Genomic DNA, 16,877 nt, shown 5'->3' with positions numbered 1-16,877 from the left:
TACCTGTTCCAGGACGGCTCCATGATCGGCCTGAACAAGGACATCCTCTGCCAGTACGTGGAATACATCACCAACTTGCGGATGGCTGCCGTTGGCCTGCAATCAGCCTTCACGAGTGCCAAGCAGAATCCTATCCCCTGGATCAACACCTGGCTGTCATCCGACAACGTACAGGTCGCCCCGCAAGAGGTAGAGGTCAGCTCCTATCTGGTTGGTCAGATCGACAGCGAAGTCAATGCCGACGACCTGGGTGATTTCGAGCTGTGAGTGACGCCACCAACACGCTGACCCCTGCCCCGCACGCGCCTGCCGAACAGCAAGCTGTCGTGGCACCACGGGTACATACCCGGGATGGTGCCGTGCTGCACGCCCATCCCGGCGAAAGCGTGTTGGAAACCCTGGAGCGCCACGGTCATCATGTGGAGTTCCAGTGTCGCAGCGGCTATTGCGGCGCCTGCCGCACTCCGCTGATGGCTGGCAAGGTGCACTATCCTGCGGTGCCGCTGGCATTTGTCGCCCAAGGGGAGTGCCTGCCCTGCTGCTGCAAACCGGTCGGCGCCATCCGGCTCGATATCCAGAAGAGCTGACACAGCCACAAACTGGCAACTCGCACAAAATAAAAAGCCGCCGGAGCAATCCGGCGGCTTTTTTTGTCTCTTCTATCTTTGCTCGGGCGCCCGATGACAGACGCCCACCCCCTCAGAGGATTACAACCAGGGGGCGGCAGTCGGCCCGTGGTGCAGGCCCAGCTTCCAGACTCGGCCAAAGTGCTTGTAGTGACCGGCCGCGACACCGGCCTTCTCACCCATACCGTGGTAGAGATCGAGGTGCCCCTTCTTCACCGCCCCGCCCACATCCAGCGCAATCAACAGCCGCAGCTGGTGCTTGCCGGTCCAGTTGCCCTCTTTGTCGAGCAGGGGAACTTCAGCGAGGATCGGGGTCCCCATCGGCAACAGGGTCTTGTCGGCGGCAACAGCCGCCAGCGGCAGCAGCGGGATACCGGCGGCACCAATCACGTCATTGGTCGGGCGCCGCTCGAAGAAGACATAGGAGGGGTTCTGCTCCACCAGCTCCTTGACGCTCTCCTCCGGTTGACGGTTGGCCCACTCCTTGATGGCCTTCATCGACATCTGCTCTTTGGGCACTTCACCGCGGTCGATCAGTACCCGACCGATACTCACGTAACCGTGGCCGTTCTTGCCGCTATAGCCCAGATATTGCAGCCGATCGTCATCCCCGTAGTGGACAAAGCCCGAGCCCTGCACATCCATCAGGAAGTTGTCGATAAGGGATTTGCTGTAACCCAGCTCCAGCCCGCGGTTGGCCAGGGCCCCCTGATGGATCTCGGCCCGGGTCGGACAGCGACCGCCACATTTGGGCATGGCATAGATGGGATATTTGTACTTGGCATCCGGGCGGTGACGCACCTCCAGCACCGGCGAGTAGTAACCGGTAAAGAGCACGTTACCCATGCGATCGGCGCCGCCCAGCTGGGCCAGGCTGATACCGTAACGGGTGATATCGGCAGGATTACCGCCGCCCGCCACCCAGCGGGAGAGCTGGTAATAGAGCTCGCCATAACGGCGGGTCATCTTGCCGGAACGCTCCATTACCAGTCGGCTTTGCGGGCCAAACTTGCTGTAGTCGGCACGCGCACGGCTATTGACCCGCTCTACCCTCACCAGATCCTCTGGCAAGGTCCCGTCCAGATACTGCTTGCCCAGATTTTCCGGCACCTCGCAGTTAAGAAAGCATCTGTTGTCGGTCTGTTTTTTGGGCACTTCTGCTTTGTCAGAGTTGCCCGCACAACCGGCCAGTCCCAGCACTGCGGCGGTCAGCCAGTACGCGTGTTTGTTCATATGTCCTCATATAACGCCAAGAGCCATGCTCGGCGGGGAAGATGCCAAATTTGCAGGGGGAAAGCAAACGACATCAATCACTTGAAGCAGGATTTCTCCAAAGGGGATCCGCTGGGTTATAACAAGGTGACAGGATGTGCGAGGTGATGGATGGAACAGCTCGAAATATTCCCGCTGCAGAGCCCCTGCATCGGGGTCTGCGAAGTGAACAACAAGGGCTACTGCAAGGGGTGCCTGCGCAATCGCGAAGAGCGTTTCAACTGGCTCACCATGACCCCTGCCCAGCAACAAGAGGTGATGCGCCTGTGCCGGGATCGCAAACGCCGGGTCGAGGCTGCGCGGCGCAAGGCACAGGAAGGCGCGCTAAATGAACCGCAAGCACAACCCGGCTGGGATTTTTAAGCGTCTCCCATAGGCCACCCTACTCCCCGATACCCACCCCCGCGACCCGTGCCAGTTCGCTAAACGCCACAAACAGATGATAAAACGTACTGGCTGGCGCATGAGAGGTCAACGGCTTCCCCTCGCTATCCACTTGATCAATCCACTGTCCGGGCAGTGCTGGCAACAGGTAATAGTGGAAGATCCGCGCAACCACCTCGCGGATCTGGCAGGCGGTAGCCTCATCCCCCTGCTGCTCATAGACCGCCAAGAGCGCTTTCAAATGTTCGGTCTGGCACCAGAGCCGGCTGGTATCGCGATAGGGTTGCCCATCATCGGTCAGCTCATCGAGCACCAGCCCGGTTTGCCCGTGCCCGTGGCGGATGGCAAAGCGGGTCAATATCCCGATTGCCTCGTCAATCTCGGTGCTGGTTGGCCGAATTTCCCAGCTGCGGGCAAGAGTCCGGTAGCGTGCCAGCAGCCAGCACCACTCGTAGTGATGGCCAGGGTCGATGAGACGGGAGTCGGCATGACGCGCCAACAGCGCGTCGTCGAAAAACTCGCGCAGTAAACCGGGCTCCAGAAAACGCTGACGAAACAACCGATACAGCGCGGTTGCCCGCTGCTGCCATATCACATCATGAAAGCTGTCTGCCGCCACCAGCAGCGCCTCGAACAGATGCATATGGGGATTCTGGCTACGCAGTGCGGCAGGCGGCCAACTGGAGTGAAATCCGCCGTGCAGCGGGTCCGCAAAGAGTTGCTCAATGGCCTGATAGCGTGACTCAGCCTGTTGCTGCCAGCGTGGATCGCCACTCAGACGATAGAGCCAACACTCAGCCAGCAGGGCAAACGCATATTCATAGCAGCAGACTGAGGCGTCAGCAATCGAACCATCCCGATTAATGGAGAAAACGCTATGCCCAGCCCCATCGTCAAAATGCCCCATACCGACCAGCGCAGAGCGCTCGGCAAGGGTGCGCCCGTCGTACCACCCCAGCAGGGTGGCGTGGCTGAACACATAGATCTGGCGGCTCTGTACCCGAAAACGGGTCGGCTGCCACAAATGCCGGCCAGCACTACCCAATCCCTCGGCAAACAATCCACGCTCGGGGTCAACCCCCTGCACGCCCCAAAGGGGCAGCGCCTCGGAAACCAGCCAGCGATGGCAACGCTGTGCGGCCTCAGTCACCTCGATATGCATACATTACCTCTCGCAACGGCGATAAAAAGGGAGAGCCAGGCTCTCCCATTGTTGGCCATATGGCTTTGACCCCATCAGAACAGACCGATGGCGACCCCAACAAAGGCCAGTACCAGCAGCCCCAGCATCGCTTTGACCGGCGAGACGTTGCGCTTGGCCATCAGATACCAGGTACCCAGCACCACCAGCAGCGGCATCAGTTTGGGGAAGATGCCATCCAGCATGCTCTGAACCTGGATATTGACCCCGTCCGAGGTGACAAAATCGAGCCCGGTGGAGAGGTTGACATAACTGGCCGCCACCCCGCCCATCACAAAGACTCCGAGCAGGGAGAGCGCCTCGCGCAGCTTGGCCGACTCGGAACTGACCAGAGACTCCACCGAACCAGTGCCCAGCTTGTAGCCCTTCATAAACAACATGTAGGAGCCAGTAATGGCGATGGCGTTGAAGCTGATGATGTAAAACAGCGGCCCCAGCACGCTCCCCCCTGCCGCCAGCGCCATACCGATACTGAGCAAAATGGGCACCAGCATACCGGGGATCATGGAATCACCGATGCCAGCGATGGGGCCCATCAGGCCGACCTTGAGGGTGTTGATGGTCTCACCGTCGATCTTCTCGCCATTGGCCCGCTTCTCTTCAAGCCCGACTGCCAACCCGTTGATAATGGCGCCGATCTGGGGCTCGGTGTTGTAGAAGGAGGCATGGCGTTTCATCGCCTCCATCCGTTCAGCCTTGCCGGGATAAAGCTTCTTGAGCGCCGGCATCATACCAAGGCAAAAGCCGAACGATTCGAGACGCTCGAAGCTCATGGAGGAGAGGTTGTACATCATCCACGAACGCCAGCAGGCACGCAGATCCCGTGAGGTAAGAGCAACCGGCTGCTTGGCCGCCAGTTCCCCTGATTGCAGCTCTGTATTCATCAGAATTCATCCTCATCATCGGTTTGGGTGGCAGCACGGGCAGCGACTGCAGGGCGTGGTTCCGGCTTGTAGTTGTAGTGAATGAGCGCCAGCAGGGCCCCAATCATCACCAGCCCCACCATGTTGAGCTTGAGAAAAACGATGCCGACAAAACCCACCAGGAAGTAGATCAGCATGCTGTTCTGCTTGATGATCTGCTTGAGCAAGATGGCAATGCCGACCGCAGGCAGAATGCCGCCCACCACCGTCATGGTACGGATCACCAGCTCCGGCAGGCTGTTCATGAAGCCTTCGATGTACTGGTTGCCAAAATAGACGGCAATGAAGGTCGGCACGAAGCGCAGCACGAAGTTGCTGGCCTGCGGGAAGATGGCGCAGTTGAGGTAAACCCCCTGTTCATCGCCCTGCTCCAGCGCCACATCGGCCCTGTGGTTCCAGTAGGAGTTGAACACCATCATGAAGTTGAAGAGGATGGTCCCGGCGATGCCGATGGTGGCGGCAATCGCCACGGCAACCGACGGCTCCTTGCCCGACATGATGCCCAGCGCAATGGCCGGAAAGGCGACGAAGTTGAGATCCGCCGGCATGGAACCGCCCGGCGTCACCATGGCGATGTAGACCGCTTGCACCGCCACCCCGATCAGGATCCCGGTCTGGATATCCCCCAGAATGGCACCGACCAGCATGCCCGAAACCAGCGGGCGGGTAATGGTGTACCAGCCACCGGTCAAGCCCAGCAGCCAGGGGCTGCTGAGGGCACCGAGATAACAGAGTATCCCGATGAGTGTTGCTTCAAAAAACATGATGCCCTCCTCCCCTTATTTCAGCTTTTTCTGGGCATCTGCCCAGCTGTAATGACTGGCATCCGGTACCAGTCGAAAATCGATCTCATGACCCAGCGTTGTCAGGTAATCAAAAGCAGCGATCTCCTGCGCGGTCACCGATTGATTGGGCCCGATGGTCGTGGTGTGCTCTCTGGCACTCATGGGACCGACGTTGATTTTGCCGTTGAGATTATCAAGGGAGATCCCGGCTGCGCAGAGGCGCTGCAGGGTGACCGGCGACTTGCCAATCACGAAGTAGCGTTTGTCACTGGCAATCACCTTGGGCAACTTGGCAATGGCGGTCGCCACATCAAACAGCCACACCTTGGTGTCCGACACGGCCCCCGTCATCACCTGAGAGAGCAGCGGATCGGCCGCCACCTCATCATCGATCGCAACGATGCCGTCACAAGGAAGCTCTCTGGCCCAGCGGGTCACCAGCTGACCGTGGATCACCCGGTCGTCAATCCGTACAAATGAAATAGCCATCATGCTCTCCTAGAAGTTGTCATCTTGCGGATTTGTCACCGCTGGTGCGGCGATCACCATGGATTCCAGTGCCTGTGCCAGTAGCTGACGGGCAGCCTCGTGCACATCCGTTGCTGCCAGCCAGTCGGCGCTCATCAGCAACATGGGGAAATTGACGCCGGTCACAATGGCAACCGGCTGTGGCCATGTGGGGTCGAACGCGAAGCGGCACGCCACGTTATAGGGAGTGCCACACTTCATGTCGCACAGCACCAATATCCCGTCAGCCCCTGCGCCATGGCGGCGCAGGGTCTGTTCAAACTCGGCACGAAAGGCCTCGATACCCCCCTCTTCCGTGAGAGAGACGGTCGCCACGGCAGGCATCTCGCCGTAGACCATATTGGCGCTGGCCAGCAGGGCCGGCGCCAGTGAACCATGGGTTGCGATAAGGATCCTCAGCATCTCGGTTACCCCCTCACAAAGGCTTTGATGGTGGCAATGGTCTGCCCTTCACTCTCGCCACTCGGGCGGATGCGGTATCGGCCCACCGACGCCGGCACGATAAAGGTCTCGGCGTAGTGCACCACGAAGGGGGCGAAGGCGTTGTCCGGGCTTTCTACCGTTGCCTCCCGACCCTCTATCAGGTTGAGCACCTGCACAGTGCCGCCGGTATCGTGCTCTACCGGCACGCTGAACCAATGGCGACGGGTCTCGATAAATTCCCGCTCGTGCAGACCGGTGCGTTCTTCACGCCACCCTTCCCCTTCGGCTATGGGCTCAATGCAATTGACCAGATTTCGCTCGGTCCAGTCGGTATCCCGATCCCACTGGATCACCTTGCTGCCATGTTCCAGATGGATGGGGCGCGGGATACCGTCGAGCCCGACCCGACCCCAGTCCCACAACTTGAAGGTGAAGATGTAGGGGGTGGCACTGATCTCGAGCACCATGGCCCCCGCCCCCGAACAGTGCACAGTCCCGGCCGGGATCAAAAAGTGGTCATGCTTGCGGGCCGGGAAGCGGTTGATGAAGCGCTCGTCGTCGAAGGGGGCCTCTCCGCGTTGAGCCTGCTCCAGCGCATCCAGCATCTCAGCGGGGTCGATACCGCTGCGAGTGCCGAGATAAACGCAGGCATCCGGCTCGGCATCGAGCAGGTAGTAGCTCTCGTCCTGGGTGTAGTGCATGCCGAACTCCTGCTGGATATATTCGGTCAGCGGATGGACCTGCAAACTCAAATGTCCTCCCCCTACGGTATCGAGAAAGTCAAAGCGAATGGGAAATTCGGCGCCAAAGCGGGCGTGCACCCGCTCGCCGAGCAGCGCTCTGGGCTCACTAAGCACCAGATTTTGTGACGGGATCTCCACCCTCACCTCACCAAAACGCAGATAGAGGCTGTTTTCCTCAGGCACGCAGTCAAAGCACCAGGCGTAATTGGGTTGGGCCGGATCGAGATCACACACCTGCTTCATCCACTGCCCGCCCCATACACCCGGGTCGAAGAAGGGGACTACCCGAAACGGCTGATGTGCAGCCTGATGCAACCCTTGCCGCAGTGCCTCCCCCGTGACCATGGTCGGCTTGCCCGGAATATTGGTATCGAGCAGGAAATCAATGGTTGGTAGTTGAGCCACTTTATGGCGGTCAAACACCCGCCATTCGATGAAGAAGGCGCGCTTGTAGCGGCGCAGTATGTCCTCTTCCGTGTTATCCGCGCCCCAGTTGCCAATCTCTTTACGGCGCAGACGCTGCTGGATCTCCCAACGAGCCAGGTCGGCATAGACCCGCACATCCCCTTGCGTCACCAGTGACGCGCCGCTGCCCATCACCACCACCAGCCCCTTGGTGATCTCAGCGACCTGCCTTTGCAGGTGGGCTAACGCAGCCGGGTCAAAAAACTCCACCATCTTGTGGGGGGCCATCACGCCAAATACCCGATCGTCGGTGATGAAGCGTTCAAGCATCTCCAGCACGGTGGGCTCGGGCAAACGAGCCTGCTCCACATCGATAAGCGTGTGGGGCCCAAGTTCCTCCAACAGCTGAGTGCGCAGCCCAACCTGATCCACGCCGTGGTAGCAGTCGATCACCAGCACCACTTTTGCCCTGTCCTGCCCGTTCACTTTGGCCAGCAGGTGCCGGGCAATCGCGTCCCACCCCACACAGGCGGCATCTTCATATCCGGCAACCGCAATTTCGGGATACTTGTCGTAATTGGATACATAACTCGAATGAATCATTGGCCTGCTCTCTCGCTGATATCTGCAAGAAAGATAAATCGATTAACCCGTTAACCCCAACCTGATAAACAAGATTAACCTCAAAAAATCGACTAATTACCCACCAAATAACCAGCAATGCGTGATCTAAAACTCACTTCTAATACTGTCAAATAAATCATTAGAGTTAATCGATATACCCTTGTTCTTATTACCATGACAGGAGACATCTCATGCGCAACGTAACCGTTGCCGATATTGCTCGCCATCTGGGGGTTTCTACCGCTACCGTCTCCATGACCCTGCGCAACAAGGGACGGATTTCGGAACATACCCGCCAGCGAGTGCTCAAGGCCATTGACGAACTGGGCTATGTCTACAACCAGACCGCCGCCAATCTGCGCAACAAGAGCAGCAATCAGGTAGGACTGCTACTACACGACATCACCAACCCCTTCTATGCGGAGATGACGGCTGGCCTCGGCCGGGAGATGGAGCACCACGATCTGATGTTGTTTCTGGCCAACAGCGAGGAGTCAGCGACAAGGCAGCAACAGTTTATGGACTCGTTGCAACGCAACAGCGCTGCAGGCATGGTGATCTGCGCCGCCCAGCCTACCCCCCACAGCTTTTTCGAGAGCCTGCAACGGCGTCACATGCCCACCATTCTGGTGGTGCGGCCAGTGCCGGATGTAGCCATTGACTTCGTCGGCACCGACAACTTTCTCGGTTGCCAGCTGGCAACCGAGCATCTGATCCGCCTCGGCCACCGCCACATCGCATTTATTGGAGGGGCAACCACCTCCATCAGCCGCTCCCAGCGCATAGGTGGCTATATGAGCAAGTTACTCGAACACGGCATAACCGCCAAACCGGAGTGGATCATCAGCTGTGGCGCCAGCCGGGTGGCAGGCACTCTCGCGATGACAACACTGCTGGAACAACATCCGGAGGTCACCGCTGCCGTCTGTTATCAGGACATAGTGGCACTAGGTGCCATGTTGGCCCTGCGCAAACAGGAGCGACGAATAGGCCAGGATTTTGCGCTGGTCGGGTTTGACGATATTCCGGAAACAGCGCTGGTAGAGCCCGCCCTGACAACGGTATCGGTGGCGGCGCAGGAGATTGGCCGCAAGGCGGGTGAACTGCTGCTCGAGCGGATTGCTGGCAATGACGAACCGGCCAAGAGCATCATCTTGCCCCCCTCCCTGGTGGTACGCCAATCCTGCGGCAGCCAGCAGGGGTCGTGAGTGACCCCTGCTGGCTGATGGTTAGGTGATTGAGGCGCTCACAACACAAGGCTCCCCCTCCTCCCCTGCGACCACCCGTAGGCCAAATCCGCTCTCTGCCATCAGCCGATAATCATGACCGGCAATGGCAGGCCAGACCGCCAGCGCCGAGAGCCGGGTCTCGCCGGTATTGATCAGCCGGTGCGCCACATGCCCGGCAATATGGTGAACACTGCCGTGAAAAACCTGCTCAAGCCGACAGACGCCAGCCATATCCTGCAACAGCAGCAAGCCGGTTCCGCATAACCCGAAGTAGTACTCCGCCTGCTCAGCCCGGGCATGGATATGACCACGAGTCATAAAAAACTCGCTCCCTATCCTGCCGGCCTCAAGATGGGTGACGCCCATGTTGAGATCCCCCTCCACGCCACTGCTGGGCAACATCGCCACACGATAGAGCACAGTTTGCGGGTCAACCTCAGCCTCTGCCGATGCATCGGCAAACAAACCATGCAGATCTGCCAATCTGGTACTCTTTTCCACCAGCTTGGCACCAGACAAATTACCGGTTAAAAAATCCACCATGGGCGGGATCATCCGTTTCATCATCTTCTCCTCAGTGACGATCTATCAGATAGCGCCTCAGCGCATTGCCAGAACAAGCTAGAAGGTTAATCCATTAACCACAAGCCTTATCACTGCTGCCCTCATCACGTTCTGGACAACAGGAGAGCGCACCAAGATTCACCAGAAGTCTGATCGGGCTCTGGCTTATCGAGGATGCTCAAAAGGGCTGGCAGCGGCTGGAGATGGAGAAGCAAGCCCTACCTGACCAACTACGCCGATTCCACAGCCATGTCGGCATCCAGAATCCTTGAGCGGGCAGCGCTGAGGTGTGTGACAGGCCGAGATGAAAGATTGAGATCAGCTATGTCATATACTCCCTGGTTTCGGCCTGCCGGGTTGCGAGAACTACTTGGGTTGGCGCCGGATGCTGGATCGTTACGGAAAAGGCGTAAATATCAAAGCATGTTTGCATTAGGCGCTAGGGCGCCCCATGCAACACGTAATTGGGACATAGCCATAAAAAAGAACCCCCGTTTTGAAAAAGCGGGGGTTCTTCTGCAAGATGAAAGGAGGCCTGAGCCTCCTTTATTTTTTATAACAGAACTGGATTAGACCAGAGCTGCTTTAGCTTTTTCAACCAGGGCGGTGAAAGCCAGCTTGTCGTGAACGGCGATATCGGACAGGATCTTGCGATCGATCTCGATAGAAGCCTTCTTCAGACCGTTGATCAGACGGCTGTAGGACAGACCGTTCTGACGGGCAGCAGCGTTGATACGCGCGATCCACAGCTGACGGAACTGACGCTTTTTCTGGCGACGGTCACGGTAGGCATACTGACCAGCTTTGGTTACCGCTTGTACCGCTACGCGGTAGACACGGGAACGGGCGCCGTAGTAACCCTTGGCGGCTTTCATTACTTTCTTGTGACGAGCACGAGCAGTCACACCACGTTTAACTCTTGGCATTTTTCACATCCCCCCTTATGCGTACGGCAGACAAGCGACAACACGTTTGTGGTCGGCAGCGGAAACAAAGAACTTCGGTCCCAGCTGACGCTTACGCTTACTGCTCTTCTTGGTCAGGATGTGACGCAGGTGGTTGTGCTTGCACTTGAAGCGACCTGAGCCAGTCTTCTTGAAGCGCTTTGCGGCGCCCCGGTTGGTTTTCATCTTCGGCATTTCATACTCCGCATTGTGAGTGACAACAAAATCGCAAGGCGAACCGACCCATGGAGCGAGCCCCATGAGTCAATTTCTTGTGGGCCTTAAGATTTCTTCTTAGGTGCGAGGACCATCACAGCTTGACGGCCTTCGACTTTCGGGAACGATTCGACTACGGCCAACTCTTCCAGATCGTTTTTGACCCGTTCGAGAACCTTGATGCCAAGATCCTGGTGTGCCATTTCACGACCACGGAAGCGCAGAGTGACCTTAGCCTTGTCCCCGTCTTCCAGAAAGCGAACCAGGTTGCGTAGTTTTACCTGATAGTCGCCTTCGTCTGTGCCAGGACGGAATTTGATCTCCTTAACCTGGACAACTTTCTGCTTTTTCTTCTGTTCTTTAGTGGTTTTGCTCTTTTCGTAGAGGAATTTGCCGTAATCCATGATCCGGCAAACGGGCGGCTCAGCGTTCGGACTGATCTCGACCAGATCCACTTCGGCCTCAGCGGCCAAGTTCAGTGCTTCCTGGATAGAGACGATACCAAGTGCTTCGCCATCCAGACCAGCCAAACGAACTTCTTTCAGACGGATCTCTTCATTGATCCGGTGAGCGCGGGCTTGCGGTTGCTTGCCCAGTTTTTTTCCGCCTTTTATAGCTTATTCCTCCACTTTCTTTTGTCCGCGGGTCTGAACTTCCTGGGTTAACAGAGCGATGAACTCTTCAACAGGATAAGTGCCCAAGTCAGCCCCTTTACGAGTCCGTACTGCAATCTTACCGGCTTCAACTTCTTTATCGCCACAGACCAGCATGAAAGGTACTCGCTTCAAAGTATGCTCGCGGATTTTAAAGCCAATCTTCTCATTTCTCAAGTCCGCTTTTGCACGAAGGCCCGCATCATTCAATGCTTTGGCTACTTTTACTGCATATTCGGCCTGATTGTCGGTGATATTCATGACCACTGCCTGGGTCGGAGCCAGCCAGGCCGGGAACAGGCCTGCGTACTCTTCAGTCAGGATACCGATGAAGCGCTCGATGGAGCCCAGAATCGCACGGTGGATCATGACTGGCACGTGGCGCTCGTTGTTTTCACCTACATAGGTGGCGCCCAGACGGCCCGGCAGGGCAAAGTCGAGCTGCACGGTACCACACTGCCACGCACGATCAAGACAATCATGCAGGGTAAATTCGATCTTCGGACCGTAGAAGGCACCTTCACCCGGTTGCAGATCGTATTTCAGACCGTTGAGCGCCAGCGCTTCGGCCAGAGCCTGCTCGGCACGATCCCACATTTCGTCGGAGCCGATACGCTGCTCGGGACGAGTGGAGAGCTTGACCACGATGTTCTCGAAGCCAAAGGTGCCGTAGACGTCATAGACCATACGAATACAGCCAGAGACCTCTTCCATGATCTGCTCTTCAGTACAGAAGATGTGAGCGTCATCCTGAGTAAAGCCGCGTACCCGCATCAGACCGTGCAGGGAGCCAGACGGCTCGTTGCGGTGGCAAGAGCCAAACTCGGCCATACGCAGCGGCAGATCGCGGTAGGACTTCAAACCCTGGTTGAAGATCTGGACGTGACCCGGGCAGTTCATCGGCTTGATGGCGTACTCGCGGTTCTCGGACTGGGTGGTGAACATGGCCTGGGCATATTTCTCCCAGTGACCTGAACGCTCCCACAGCACACGGTCCATCATGAACGGACCTTTCACTTCCTGATAGTCGTACTCTTTGAGCTTGCCGCGGATAAAGGTTTCCAGCTCACGGAAGATGGTCCAGCCATCGTTGTGCCAGAACACCATACCCGGCGCCTCTTCCTGCATGTGATACAGGTCGAGCTGCTTGCCGATCTTGCGGTGGTCGCGCTTGGCGGCCTCTTCCAGACGCTGCAGATAGGCCTTGAGCTGCTTCTTGTCAGCCCAGGCGGTACCGTAGATACGCTGCAGCATCTTGTTGTTGGAGTCGCCACGCCAGTAGGCGCCGGACATCTTCAGCAACTTGAAGTGGTGGCAGTGACGCATGTTGGGCACGTGCGGGCCACGACACATGTCGATGTACTCTTCGTGATGATAGAGACCAGGCTTGTCATCACGGGCAATGTTCTGATCCAGGATTTCGACTTTGTAAGACTCGCCGCGCGCCTCGAATACATCGCGCGCTTCTTGCCAGGAGACTTTCTTCTTGATGACGTCGTAATCCTTGGCTACCAGCGCCAGCATGCGCTCTTCCAGGGCAGCCAGATCTTCATCGGTCAGGGTACGGTCAAGATCAACGTCATAGTAGAAGCCGTTGTCGATGACAGGACCGATGGCCATCTTGGTCTGAGGCCAGAGTTGCTTGATAGCATGACCCAGCAAGTGGGCGCAGGAGTGGCGCAGGATGTCCAGACCTTCTTCGTCTTTGGCGGTGATGATGGCCAGCGCTGCATCGGCTTCGATCAGCTCGCACGCATCCACCAGTTCACCGTTTACCCGACCGGCAATGCACGCCTTGGCGAGACCGGGACCGATGTCCGCAGCCACATCCATGACGGAAACAGAGTGGGCAAATTGACGTTGGCTGCCGTCAGGCAGAGTAATGATTGGCATTATGTGTTTCCTTATACAGTGGTGACCCCTACCAAAGGCCACATGTAATAGCGATAATTCCTTTAAAATCAAGCTCATCACTCTAGTGTTTCACCATCAACCAAACGGTTTGTACACTGTGTGGTACACGCTTTAATTTGTGTGTCATGCTTTCATTTTCAGGATCCGTCGGGGATTGTATCAAACGTGACATATCAGACAAGTTGTTAAAAATATCTACCTAAACAATGACCTCATAGGTTGGTAAATCCGGCGCCTCTCCTGCCAGCTCCCCTCCCCTGTAAAACGCATTCTTGCCGATGGCTACCCCTGTGCCCCGCACTGTGACTGTCCCACCCGCCAACGCGCTGAGAGTGGTGGTCGTGGCGCCGACTGCGGTCACGGTACCAACCAACAAGGGATCCGCGCCGGGTAGCAGCTCCAGGAATCGCTTAAACAGGTTCATACAAATCGCTCCACACTCAGTTGCTGGCGCACCGTCATGGCCCGGTTCTGCAACGCAGCTGAGACCCTGACGCCCCGGTTGTACTCCTTCCAACCATCCACTACGAGCAATGCCCCCGGCAAGATCAGCCCGGTATCAGCAGACAACGGCAGCTCGATGGTCTGAGTACGCTTGGGCATGGTCTTGGCCAGCCCCACCACACCCTGGGCACGGGCGGCCGTCACATCACACACCAACGGGTGGGTGATGGTCGGCGCTTGTTGCTCGCCAGCCGTCCCTTGGCGCACCACCCGCGCACTGATGCCCTGATGGCCTCCAGTCACCCAGATCCCGTTGGCGGCATGACCCGGCTGGAAGTCACTGCCCAGGGTAGTAATGATGGCGCGGGGGATCGCCACATCGGCCTCTGCAGTATCAAGCTGCCATGGCACTGTGGGATAACGCGGCTTGATGACCAGATGGCGGTTGCGCTGATGTGGCAGCACAAAACCACCGGCTGCCTCGGCCAGGTACCTGACCACCTCGATCGGGGTCTGGTTATCCAGGCTAAAGAACCCGGCAGGCACCAACCAGTCAGCCGCTTGCCAATCCAGCGTCCAACCCACCGGCAATACGGCAGCAGCCAGCTGGGCCATGGTCGCGGCAGCAGGCTCGCTTACCGCCTGCGCCAATACATGGGTCGGCCACCTGCTGCTGATGCGCGGCGGCCTGTTGCCACAGGGAGCGACTGGTTGCCCGCTCGGTGCCTGCCTTCTGCCATTCGTTACTGAGGGCCTCGGAATGGCTATCTGCCCGCTCCCACGCATCCCCCATTGCACTGGCAGGGCCCCGGAATACGTTCTGGTCATACTCCCCGGCGATCACCGGCAGCGGGGCGCGGGATGTGCTGGCCATGGTGCATTCAATAACCAACGCGCCGACCAGCGCCCCCCGGCCATGGGTTTGGCTGGCAAGCACTGCATCAAGTACCACAGAGCCATCCAGCATCGCGCTGGAACGATGCGGGGCGCCAGCCAATACCGATGCCAGCACCAGCCCAGGTGACGCGCTCAGGCGCGGCGGCATATTGGTACCGTTAAGGATACCGACCAGGCGCACCACGTCGGACTGGTTCAGCTCCAGCTGGCCGTTGATGCTGCGAGCCTTACGCAACTCTAGGCTGGCATCCTTTCTGGCCATATGGCCCCCCGGTTACGGTTCAGTGATGGTGGCGGTATTAATGCGGATCAGCGCACCGGCAAAAAACTCCGCTGCGGGCAGCTCCAGATCGGCGCCACTGCCCGGCACCCCGACATCGAGATCCGCCACAAAGGCCCCATCCCGGTCAACAATGCGCCCCCAGGTGGGTGCACCGCTGCCAGTGGCCATCTGCTCGGCCAGGGGTTTCAAGGTCAGCACCCCACCGCTGATCGTCTTGGCGCAAGGGTGGCTGAACGTCAGCATCACCAGAGCCAGCTGGTCAGTCGGGGCCGCCCCTGGTGCCGGTTTGGTGCCGGTGTAGATGGTCAGCTTGGCACTGGCCCCGCTGCCTGTATCAATGGCCGTGGCCAATAGCTGGGCGCGGCTGGTGCGCAGCCCTTCGGCATAGGAGATCATGGTTATTTCCTCTTGAGCGGGGCAATCATGGGGAACGGCTCGGGCGCCACACCACCGCCAGGCGGATAGTGTTTTGGCGCCTGATAGTCGGCGGCCACGGCGTTGTAGTCGGCGGGGCCATATGCCGGGTCATCCTGGGCAACCACCATATAACGGCGATTCAGCCACAGCAGATCGAACCGATAGACCCCATCCGATGCGCGGCTGTAGGTCTCGCCAACCAGCTCGCCATCCTGCGTAAAGCAAAGTACCCGGCGCCGCACCCCTACCCCGCTGATGGTCACCGTACTTTCAATAAACCCCTGCTCCACGTTGCGCACTCCATCGCGGATCCAGAAGTAATCTCGCCCCTTGCAGATCACTCGCTGGCTCATCTGCTGGATACTCAACGGGCCAGGATAAAACGGCGGTTTCCCTTGCCACGCCACATCTTGCGGCAGGAACTGGGCGCGGGCCTCTTGGTTGGCAACTATGGTGGTCAGCGGTTGCAGCTTGAAGTTAAAAGGCTTTCTAAACATATCTCGGCGGGCTGCTTGCGAGCTATTGTCATAGATGGTCGCCCCGGTTTGCCAAGCCCTCAATTCATGAAAGTGAGTCAGGTGGAGATTGCAGCCATAGATCCGGATTTCAATCGAGGCTACCGCCTCTCAGACTGCTGACAAACCCCTGGACGCCGATCCCGGGGTTTGATCTAATTGCTGCATGGTCAATAAATGGACTGCACCATGCTCAGAGAACCCGTACCCCAGCAATTTGAGATCGAGATGGTCACCCTCGAGGAACTCGTACCCCAAGACCACCTCCTGCGCAAAATCGACAAGTTCATCTCCTTTGAATTCATTCGCGACAAGGTTCGCCACTGCTATTGCCAGGACAATGGCCGCCCTGCCATCGACCCTGTGCTTTTCTTCAAGATGCTCTTCATCGGCTATCTCTTTGGCATTCGCAGTGAGCGCCGTCTGGTTCAGGAAATTCACCTCAACGTGGCCTATCGCTGGTTCTTGCGCATGCGACTGACCGACAAGGTCATCGATGCCTCCAGCTTCTGCCAGACCCGCCGTCGCCGCTTTGCCGAGTCCTCCATCTATCAGGAAATCTTCGATGACATCGTCAATCAGGCCATGAACTACCGGATGGTCGGCGGCCGGGTTCTCTATACCGACAGCACCCACCTGCAAGCCAATGCCAACAAGAAAAAGCTGACCGAGGTCGAGGTCACTGTCACCCCCAAAGCCTATCTTGATGAGCTGGAGCAGGCTATCGATGAGGACCGAAAACAACATGGGAAAAAACCGCTGCGCCGCCGGGTAAAAGCCGCACAATCGGAGCAATCGGAGCAATCGGAGCAATCGGAGCAATCGGAGCAATCGGAGCAACCAGAGCAACCAGAGCAACCAGAGCAACCAGAGCAACCAGAGCAACC

21 protein-coding genes and 1 pseudogene are annotated in these 16,877 nt (G+C 57.9%); 5 read left to right on the top strand and 17 right to left on the bottom strand.

Annotated elements, in window-relative coordinates; all coding sequences use genetic code 11:
• Positions 1-267 (top strand): annotated as a pseudogene (locus ACRAUW_RS11890) (class Ia ribonucleoside-diphosphate reductase subunit beta); the annotation flags it as partial.
• Positions 264-587, top strand: a complete 324-nt coding sequence (gene yfaE / locus ACRAUW_RS11885; RefSeq protein WP_160880743.1) for a class I ribonucleotide reductase maintenance protein YfaE — start codon at positions 264-266, stop codon at positions 585-587. The pseudogene ACRAUW_RS11890 and the gene yfaE, both read left to right, overlap by 4 nt.
• Positions 588-707: 120 nt before the next feature.
• Here yfaE and mltA read toward each other — a convergent pair whose 3' ends face one another.
• Complete coding sequence (gene mltA / locus ACRAUW_RS11880; RefSeq protein WP_431362445.1) at positions 708-1,859, bottom strand: murein transglycosylase A; 1,152 nt, start codon at positions 1,857-1,859, stop codon at positions 708-710.
• Positions 1,860-2,009: 150 nt separating this feature from the next.
• Between mltA and ACRAUW_RS11875 the strand changes: the two genes are divergently transcribed.
• Positions 2,010-2,261 carry a DUF1289 domain-containing protein gene (locus ACRAUW_RS11875; protein ID WP_149152909.1) on the top strand — a complete coding sequence of 84 codons (252 nt, stop codon included), beginning with the start codon at positions 2,010-2,012 and terminating at the stop codon, positions 2,259-2,261.
• A 19-nt stretch (positions 2,262-2,280) separates the two neighbouring features.
• On the opposite strand, the gene ACRAUW_RS11870 is transcribed toward ACRAUW_RS11875, so the two are convergent.
• The 6 genes from ACRAUW_RS11870 to ACRAUW_RS11845 form a co-directional block, all read right to left on the bottom strand.
• Entirely contained in the window at positions 2,281-3,444 is a 1,164-nt protein-coding gene (locus ACRAUW_RS11870) for an AGE family epimerase/isomerase (RefSeq protein ID WP_431362444.1), read from the bottom strand.
• A gap of 74 nt (positions 3,445-3,518) precedes the next feature.
• A complete protein-coding gene (locus ACRAUW_RS11865) occupies positions 3,519-4,367 on the bottom strand; it encodes a PTS system mannose/fructose/sorbose family transporter subunit IID (protein WP_431362443.1) in 849 nt (282 codons plus the stop codon).
• Positions 4,367-5,170, bottom strand: coding sequence for a PTS mannose/fructose/sorbose/N-acetylgalactosamine transporter subunit IIC (locus tag ACRAUW_RS11860; protein ID WP_431362442.1), 804 nt, complete (start codon positions 5,168-5,170; stop codon positions 4,367-4,369). Before ACRAUW_RS11860 ends, ACRAUW_RS11865 begins: the two co-directional genes overlap by 1 nt.
• Before the next feature lie 15 nt (positions 5,171-5,185).
• Positions 5,186-5,683 carry a PTS system mannose/fructose/N-acetylgalactosamine-transporter subunit IIB gene (locus ACRAUW_RS11855; protein ID WP_421278487.1) on the bottom strand — a complete coding sequence of 166 codons (498 nt, stop codon included), beginning with the start codon at positions 5,681-5,683 and terminating at the stop codon, positions 5,186-5,188.
• 6 nt (positions 5,684-5,689) lie between these two features.
• The gene (locus ACRAUW_RS11850) at positions 5,690-6,121 is read right to left on the bottom strand and encodes a PTS sugar transporter subunit IIA (protein ID WP_431362441.1); all 432 of its coding nucleotides are present in this window, start codon (positions 6,119-6,121) and stop codon (positions 5,690-5,692) included.
• 5 nt (positions 6,122-6,126) lie between these two features.
• On the bottom strand, positions 6,127-7,893 hold the full coding sequence (locus ACRAUW_RS11845; RefSeq protein ID WP_431362440.1) for a class I mannose-6-phosphate isomerase: 1,767 nt from the start codon (positions 7,891-7,893) through the stop codon (positions 6,127-6,129).
• A gap of 212 nt (positions 7,894-8,105) precedes the next feature.
• Here ACRAUW_RS11845 and ACRAUW_RS11840 point away from each other — a divergent pair, with 212 nt between their 5' ends.
• Entirely contained in the window at positions 8,106-9,122 is a 1,017-nt protein-coding gene (locus ACRAUW_RS11840) for a LacI family DNA-binding transcriptional regulator (protein WP_431362439.1), read from the top strand.
• A 21-nt stretch (positions 9,123-9,143) separates the two neighbouring features.
• On the opposite strand, the gene ACRAUW_RS11835 is transcribed toward ACRAUW_RS11840, so the two are convergent.
• The 10 genes from ACRAUW_RS11835 to ACRAUW_RS11790 form a co-directional block, all read right to left on the bottom strand.
• Positions 9,144-9,710 carry a glucose-6-phosphate isomerase family protein gene (locus tag ACRAUW_RS11835; RefSeq protein ID WP_431362438.1) on the bottom strand — a complete coding sequence of 189 codons (567 nt, stop codon included), beginning with the start codon at positions 9,708-9,710 and terminating at the stop codon, positions 9,144-9,146.
• Between the two features lie 566 nt (positions 9,711-10,276).
• Positions 10,277-10,633, bottom strand: coding sequence for a 50S ribosomal protein L20 (rplT, locus tag ACRAUW_RS11830; RefSeq protein ID WP_005300683.1), 357 nt, complete (start codon positions 10,631-10,633; stop codon positions 10,277-10,279).
• Positions 10,634-10,648: 15 nt separating this feature from the next.
• The gene (gene rpmI, locus ACRAUW_RS11825; RefSeq protein ID WP_005300673.1) at positions 10,649-10,846 is read right to left on the bottom strand and encodes a 50S ribosomal protein L35; all 198 of its coding nucleotides are present in this window, start codon (positions 10,844-10,846) and stop codon (positions 10,649-10,651) included.
• 86 nt (positions 10,847-10,932) lie between these two features.
• Positions 10,933-11,463: a translation initiation factor IF-3 gene (gene infC / locus ACRAUW_RS11820; RefSeq protein ID WP_234923365.1), complete on the bottom strand. Its 531-nt coding sequence runs from the start codon at positions 11,461-11,463 to the stop codon at positions 10,933-10,935.
• Between the two features lie 21 nt (positions 11,464-11,484).
• A complete protein-coding gene (thrS, locus tag ACRAUW_RS11815) occupies positions 11,485-13,413 on the bottom strand; it encodes a threonine--tRNA ligase (RefSeq protein ID WP_431362437.1) in 1,929 nt (642 codons plus the stop codon).
• Between the two features lie 220 nt (positions 13,414-13,633).
• A complete protein-coding gene (locus tag ACRAUW_RS11810; protein ID WP_431362436.1) occupies positions 13,634-13,858 on the bottom strand; it encodes a hypothetical protein in 225 nt (74 codons plus the stop codon).
• Complete coding sequence (locus ACRAUW_RS11805; protein ID WP_431362435.1) at positions 13,855-14,493, bottom strand: hypothetical protein; 639 nt, start codon at positions 14,491-14,493, stop codon at positions 13,855-13,857. Before ACRAUW_RS11805 ends, ACRAUW_RS11810 begins: the two co-directional genes overlap by 4 nt.
• On the bottom strand, positions 14,432-15,037 hold the full coding sequence (locus tag ACRAUW_RS11800) for a hypothetical protein (RefSeq protein WP_431362434.1): 606 nt from the start codon (positions 15,035-15,037) through the stop codon (positions 14,432-14,434). Before ACRAUW_RS11800 ends, ACRAUW_RS11805 begins: the two co-directional genes overlap by 62 nt.
• Positions 15,038-15,049: 12 nt before the next feature.
• The gene (locus ACRAUW_RS11795; RefSeq protein ID WP_431362433.1) at positions 15,050-15,454 is read right to left on the bottom strand and encodes a hypothetical protein; all 405 of its coding nucleotides are present in this window, start codon (positions 15,452-15,454) and stop codon (positions 15,050-15,052) included.
• Positions 15,455-15,456: 2 nt separating this feature from the next.
• Complete coding sequence (locus ACRAUW_RS11790; protein ID WP_431362432.1) at positions 15,457-15,972, bottom strand: hypothetical protein; 516 nt, start codon at positions 15,970-15,972, stop codon at positions 15,457-15,459.
• A gap of 207 nt (positions 15,973-16,179) precedes the next feature.
• Here ACRAUW_RS11790 and ACRAUW_RS11785 point away from each other — a divergent pair.
• The coding region (locus ACRAUW_RS11785) for a transposase (protein WP_431362446.1) at positions 16,180-16,877 on the top strand (698 nt) is incomplete at its 3' end.

Origin of the sequence: Aeromonas sp. (genome assembly GCF_050633025.1) — a bacterium.
In the GTDB taxonomy this organism is placed as follows: Bacteria; Pseudomonadota; Gammaproteobacteria; order Enterobacterales; family Aeromonadaceae; genus Aeromonas.
This window is presented reverse-complemented; position numbering and strand designations above follow the sequence as displayed.

Bases quoted from the DNA above. Each gene is read 5' to 3' on its own strand.
- mltA (WP_431362445.1), bottom strand. From the start codon at position 1,859: ATGAACAAACACGCGTACTGGCTGACCGCCGCAGTGCTGGGACTGGCC.
- ACRAUW_RS11875 (WP_149152909.1), top strand. From the start codon at position 2,010: ATGGAACAGCTCGAAATATTCCCGCTGCAGAGCCCCTGCATCGGGGTC.
- ACRAUW_RS11870 (WP_431362444.1), bottom strand. From the start codon at position 3,444: ATGCATATCGAGGTGACTGAGGCCGCACAGCGTTGCCATCGCTGGCTG.
- ACRAUW_RS11865 (WP_431362443.1), bottom strand. From the start codon at position 4,367: ATGAATACAGAGCTGCAATCAGGGGAACTGGCGGCCAAGCAGCCGGTT.
- ACRAUW_RS11860 (WP_431362442.1), bottom strand. From the start codon at position 5,170: ATGTTTTTTGAAGCAACACTCATCGGGATACTCTGTTATCTCGGTGCC.
- ACRAUW_RS11855 (WP_421278487.1), bottom strand. From the start codon at position 5,683: ATGATGGCTATTTCATTTGTACGGATTGACGACCGGGTGATCCACGGT.
- ACRAUW_RS11850 (WP_431362441.1), bottom strand. From the start codon at position 6,121: ATGCTGAGGATCCTTATCGCAACCCATGGTTCACTGGCGCCGGCCCTG.
- ACRAUW_RS11845 (WP_431362440.1), bottom strand. From the start codon at position 7,893: ATGATTCATTCGAGTTATGTATCCAATTACGACAAGTATCCCGAAATT.
- ACRAUW_RS11840 (WP_431362439.1), top strand. From the start codon at position 8,106: ATGCGCAACGTAACCGTTGCCGATATTGCTCGCCATCTGGGGGTTTCT.
- ACRAUW_RS11835 (WP_431362438.1), bottom strand. From the start codon at position 9,710: ATGATGAAACGGATGATCCCGCCCATGGTGGATTTTTTAACCGGTAAT.
- rplT (WP_005300683.1), bottom strand. From the start codon at position 10,633: ATGCCAAGAGTTAAACGTGGTGTGACTGCTCGTGCTCGTCACAAGAAA.
- rpmI (WP_005300673.1), bottom strand. From the start codon at position 10,846: ATGCCGAAGATGAAAACCAACCGGGGCGCCGCAAAGCGCTTCAAGAAG.
- thrS (WP_431362437.1), bottom strand. From the start codon at position 13,413: ATGCCAATCATTACTCTGCCTGACGGCAGCCAACGTCAATTTGCCCAC.
- ACRAUW_RS11810 (WP_431362436.1), bottom strand. From the start codon at position 13,858: ATGAACCTGTTTAAGCGATTCCTGGAGCTGCTACCCGGCGCGGATCCC.
- ACRAUW_RS11805 (WP_431362435.1), bottom strand. From the start codon at position 14,493: ATGGCCCAGCTGGCTGCTGCCGTATTGCCGGTGGGTTGGACGCTGGAT.
- ACRAUW_RS11800 (WP_431362434.1), bottom strand. From the start codon at position 15,037: ATGGCCAGAAAGGATGCCAGCCTAGAGTTGCGTAAGGCTCGCAGCATC.
- ACRAUW_RS11795 (WP_431362433.1), bottom strand. From the start codon at position 15,454: ATGATCTCCTATGCCGAAGGGCTGCGCACCAGCCGCGCCCAGCTATTG.
- ACRAUW_RS11790 (WP_431362432.1), bottom strand. From the start codon at position 15,972: ATGTTTAGAAAGCCTTTTAACTTCAAGCTGCAACCGCTGACCACCATA.